6 protein-coding genes are annotated in these 4443 nt (G+C 46.4%); 4 read left to right on the top strand and 2 right to left on the bottom strand.

Features of this window, described 5'->3' with window-relative positions; genetic code table 11:
• The 4 genes from B4967_RS17995 to B4967_RS02080 all read left to right on the top strand — a co-directional run.
• The coding region (locus B4967_RS17995) for a hypothetical protein (protein WP_161491461.1) at positions 1-634 on the top strand (634 nt) is incomplete at its 5' end.
• Between the two features lie 98 nt (positions 635-732).
• Positions 733-1539, top strand: coding sequence for a DUF2971 domain-containing protein (locus B4967_RS02090; RefSeq protein WP_083023268.1), 807 nt, complete (start codon positions 733-735; stop codon positions 1537-1539).
• Positions 1540-1779: 240 nt separating this feature from the next.
• Complete coding sequence (locus B4967_RS02085; RefSeq protein ID WP_139794386.1) at positions 1780-2130, top strand: S24/S26 family peptidase; 351 nt, start codon at positions 1780-1782, stop codon at positions 2128-2130.
• A gap of 185 nt (positions 2131-2315) precedes the next feature.
• A complete protein-coding gene (locus B4967_RS02080; RefSeq protein WP_083023265.1) occupies positions 2316-3185 on the top strand; it encodes a hypothetical protein in 870 nt (289 codons plus the stop codon).
• A 60-nt stretch (positions 3186-3245) separates the two neighbouring features.
• Here the strand turns inward: B4967_RS02080 and B4967_RS02075 are convergent, their stop codons facing one another.
• The gene (locus tag B4967_RS02075) at positions 3246-3869 is read right to left on the bottom strand and encodes a hypothetical protein (RefSeq protein ID WP_083023262.1); all 624 of its coding nucleotides are present in this window, start codon (positions 3867-3869) and stop codon (positions 3246-3248) included.
• Positions 3870-3876: 7 nt separating this feature from the next.
• Positions 3877-4314: an ImmA/IrrE family metallo-endopeptidase gene (locus B4967_RS02070; RefSeq protein WP_083023260.1), complete on the bottom strand. Its 438-nt coding sequence runs from the start codon at positions 4312-4314 to the stop codon at positions 3877-3879.
• Positions 4315-4443 lie beyond the last annotated feature (129 nt).

The raw sequence follows: 4443 nt of genomic DNA, 5'->3' as shown, positions 1-4443 counted from the left end.
TTATTTTTATTGGCAGGATTTCGGTGTCAACGCGCTAGATTATATTTCATTTCAAGATGTTGTGTTTGCACCTCTTGAATTTCTTATAGGCTATGTGGCTTTGATGGTTTTTGTTATATTTGTAAATCGAGCTTTTACATTCTTTAGAAATAGAAGAATTTCACAATTTGACAATCTTTATTGCTTTATACTTTACTTTTTTGGGGGCGTAATTTCATTTGTTCTTTCACGGCTGGATTTTTTGGTGCCTAGCTATGAAGTCTTTAATTTTATATTTGTAATCTGTATGGTTTTTATTCCCGAGTTTTTCCCCTATACCCCATGGGGTGAAAAGTATTTCAAAAGTCCAGCAGAAGCACATGCTTATTCGGCGACTTTCTTTATTGGTTTAGCTCTCATTTCCTTTTCTCCTAGCTGGGCATCTGGCATAAAAATTAATGAGCTTAATCGTTTAGACAATCAAATGCCGATTGTTAAGCTGATTAACTGTCAAACATGCAGTTACAGTGTTCTTGGTAAATTAGGAAGCTTTGTAATTGCTTATGACAGGAAGGCGGGATCTGTTGTTTCTATAAGTGATAGAAACGTTGAGTATATCCAGCATCATCCATTTTATACGCCTGATGGCAGTTGATTTTACTGTAAAAGGCGCTGGGGAGTGATGCGGTGCATCGTTAGTTTTGAAATGAACGCAAGATGAGAGCATGAGCGTAAATTATTTGGGGTTTTTTTATGTTGCTATATAAATATTTAACTGCCGAAAGAATCGATGTTTTAGAGAACTTGAAAATTAGGTTTACGCAGGCTGGCTCTCTTAATGATCCGTTTGAGTTGAAGCCTTATTTTCCCTACTTGCTGTCAGAGAACTCAAAAAGAGAATCAATAGAAGACGGGGTTCGACAGGCTTATAAAGACTCAGGCTTTGATAAGCAGATGTCCTTTAGTAAATTTTATGCACTGGCAAAACATCGACTTCCCCATGTCATAAAACAGTTTAACGAGGGGGTGGGTAGGCAGAAGCTTGACGAAATTTTGTCTTATTTGCGAGAGTCTGTAGGAATATTGTCTCTTTCTGAGAATATTGACAATCTTTTGATGTGGTCGCACTACTCGGGCTCTCATTCAGGATTTGCTATTGCTTTTGACACCGAAAACACCTTTTTTTCAGAATTTAGTCCGCAAGGTGAAAGACAATATTTTGGCCTTGGTAAAGTAGAATATAGTCATAAAAGACTACACTTGACGATAGATGAGCTGGGTGATTCCAAGGCTCTTTTTTGGAAGCCTGAGTGCTGGTCTTATGAAGATGAATGGAGGTATATTAAAAATTTTAAGAAGCGGCATGATTTTTTGGTCGATGAAGATAAAGTTTTTCTTTTTGATATCCCACCTTCTTGTATTCATAGTGTTTACTGTGGGGCAAATATGAGCTCTTTTAATGTTGATAAGATTAAGGGTTTAGTGAAGTCTGAACAGCTTTCTCATGTGGCCGTTAATCAAATGAGTCTTTGTGAAAAAGAGTTTGCTTTGGAAAGTTGAGGGGTTTAATTAGCAATATTGGCAACTGCTTTTATATCTTGTGTTTTCACTGCTCACCTCGTCAGCACTACTGATATTAACCCTTAGTAAGGTTGCGCGGCCTGTGCAATAGCTGAACGCACCCATCAAAACTATAACTCTTGTTATCTACTGTCAATTTGTACAGTATTAACCCTAAGGGATGCGACAGGCAAACACTAATAGTCGTCGCTAAATGTGGAGCAAGTACAGGGCAACATCATGCGAGTTAATTACTTGGGGCCAGTGGTGGTGGGCGTGGAGCACCCAGCGGTGGCCGAAATGGATAGCCGAAAATTTCCCCCCAGCTGCTTTCTGGTGGAGATAAGCGAAGACGCGCAGCCAGGCGGGCCGTGGATGGAGGGCGATGTGCTGGTGGTGGATGAGGCGCGTTCGTTTGGCCACGCTGACCTGGTGGTCGCGGAAGTGGAAGGTGAGTACCGATTGTTTAAATCCCATCGCGTAGGCAGCCGTTGCCGCTTGTTGCCAGCCGGTGGTGGCCAGGGCTGCTTTGTCACGGCGCAGCAGTTCAAGGGTGTGGTGGTCAGGCAGGCGAGGTGTTGGGCCGTGTAGTCAATGTCTTACAAAAGTGTGGCAAATCGCTTACATCATGGGTTGATGTTATTTGCCATAGTGGTGTTGTCGCCTAATAGCACGCGTTGCCCCAGTGCTCCGCCAGAAGGATGCGGCACCCACGCCCCTGGCCATGGATTGGTTGGGGGCTTTTGTTTGGAATCATAATTAAGGTAGGGGGGAGAATGGAAAAATCGAAACCGTTAGTGCTTAAAAACGGAAGGTTGGAACGGGTGCCTTCTTTTCCGCCCGCTGAACGGGTGGCCTTATTAGTGGACGCTAATGACGACGTTCACCTGACGCCTGTTTCTACTCCCTACTTGGCCATGGGCTTTCCGATCGGTGTGTTTACCCGCGCTTATGAAGAGCTGCATTATCTGGATAGCATTTTGTACAGGGCGGCCGCTGATTATTATTCGAAGGCTTTTTTTGAAAGCCAGACGGTGAGGCACGCTGCTGAGCAAATGGCGGCTTATGAGCAAACCCTACGGCAAGCGGCATCGCTTAGTCTGATTGGTCAATCCTCAGCGGATACTTTAGCTAAGGTGGGTGAGGTATGGGCTAAGCAAGACCAGGCCGCGATGGCAGCGCTTAATAACACCCTTAGCGACTATGCCAAACAGATCTCAGAAGAACATAGCGCTCAGCAGGCTCTCATGGCGAATAGCCTACGTCATGTGACTCCAACAGCAGAAACACTCGCCAATATGCCGGTGAGCCACTTCGAGCCTGCACGCCGTGAGCTGCCCCAAGTGCCGCCTCCTAGCTCGGCCTCGATGCAGTTTCTCTTTGAGGAAAATGGCCGGGCACGTGCTGAGCAAGCCGAACGGGATGCGCTTCATAAAAGGCAGACGGAAAACAGCGATGAACAGCTGCGCATACTGACGGCGCAGGTGGAAGAGGGGAAACGCTCGCAGGCAGCTCAGAAGTGGAGTAACCGCAAAGCGCTATGGCTGGCAGCGGCGGCCTTGTTCGTTTCTATCCTGACCGGGTTTTGGGAAGCAGAGGAGCTGCGGGCGATGGTGGTGGAATTTTTTGAGGCGCCACCTGAGTGAAGATCGGTCGTCAATAGGGTTATAAACCATTACCCCCGGCTCATTGGCCGGGGGCTTGGATCACGGTGATCCGCTACTTTGCTTTAAGAGTTCTTGAACAGTTTTGAGGCACTCTGAGACGGCTTCGTTGGACCCTTTTTCTTCTGCTCCTTGGATACCGCCATAAATTTGTGCCGAGAACTTCAGGCCAGTGATCCAGAGGGTGATGCCTAAGACGGCCATGAGTGTGGTAGGCAGAAACAGAAGTAAATATATAACCCAGTTCCCTGAGGCTGCTATATCAGTATCTAGGTTTATACATGGGATCAAATTCAAGATTTCTCGCGTTTGTGGCAATGAAAAAAAGCCAACCACGAAAATTATGATAGCACCAGTAACGGATAACATGAGGAAGTTTTTAGATGCTGTTTTTGTACGCGTGATAATTTGCTCAACTTGCTGCGTACCTTGCGTATGACGAGTAACTCTATCACGATCTAAATCTTCAATATGTCGCTTTTGAAGCTCCTCGCTGTCTTGCTTTGTCTGCTCAGGGGTATTCGTCCCCGTCCAGTCTTCTTCGTTATGTTCATCAGGATTGGAGCGTTTACCTAGGCCTAGTGACTCGGTATCTCCTCCATCCGAGTCACTGGTTTTAGGTGTGTGTTTGCCTAGATATCGATGGTAACGCTCAATGAAAGACATAGAGAACTTATAGCAGGCCTAGGTTCTTGAGTCTGTAATGCATCGCTGCCGTGGATACGTCGAACAGGCTGGCCAGCTTATTGATATTAAATTCGCGCTTAACTGCTGTGCGCACGTACTCTTCGGGCATCAGAAGCTCCGCCGCAAACTGGTTAGCGTCAATTTCATCCTTATCATCCGAGCGCACCGCAAAGCTAGTATCGCGTTTTGGGCTAACTCCGTTACGGACGTGACCCAACACAACGTGCCCCAGCTCGTGAGCTTGAGTGAAGCGTTGGCGATAGCTGGGCTCATTGACGTTGTATTCGCAGTAATACCTTTTTTTCTCTTGGTCGTACCGCGCCTGGCCACTGAAAGTGATGTCTTCGCGCCCAACCATTGAGATGTTGCGCTTCTCATCACCCTTCGTGATTAGCAGGTAGCGAGCAATGTCAACCGGCTCCACTGGGAGTTCGTCGTCCCAGGTGAATCCAGTACTTGACGTACTTTCGTGGTTACATTTGCGCTTGCCATGATGACTCTCCTAGCAATTGCTCACTTACAAGCGAACAAAACCGCCACAGCGTCAGCTTGG

It is taken from the genome of Vreelandella lionensis, from assembly GCF_002087295.1.
Lineage (GTDB): Bacteria > Pseudomonadota > Gammaproteobacteria > Pseudomonadales > Halomonadaceae > Vreelandella > Vreelandella lionensis.
This window is presented reverse-complemented; position numbering and strand designations above follow the sequence as displayed.

Excerpts from the sequence above, each read along its gene's own strand:
- B4967_RS02090 (WP_083023268.1), top strand. The coding sequence starts at position 733 with ATGTTGCTATATAAATATTTAACTGCCGAAAGAATCGATGTTTTAGAG.
- B4967_RS02085 (WP_139794386.1), top strand. The coding sequence starts at position 1,780 with ATGCGAGTTAATTACTTGGGGCCAGTGGTGGTGGGCGTGGAGCACCCA.
- B4967_RS02080 (WP_083023265.1), top strand. The coding sequence starts at position 2,316 with ATGGAAAAATCGAAACCGTTAGTGCTTAAAAACGGAAGGTTGGAACGG.
- B4967_RS02075 (WP_083023262.1), bottom strand. The coding sequence starts at position 3,869 with ATGTCTTTCATTGAGCGTTACCATCGATATCTAGGCAAACACACACCT.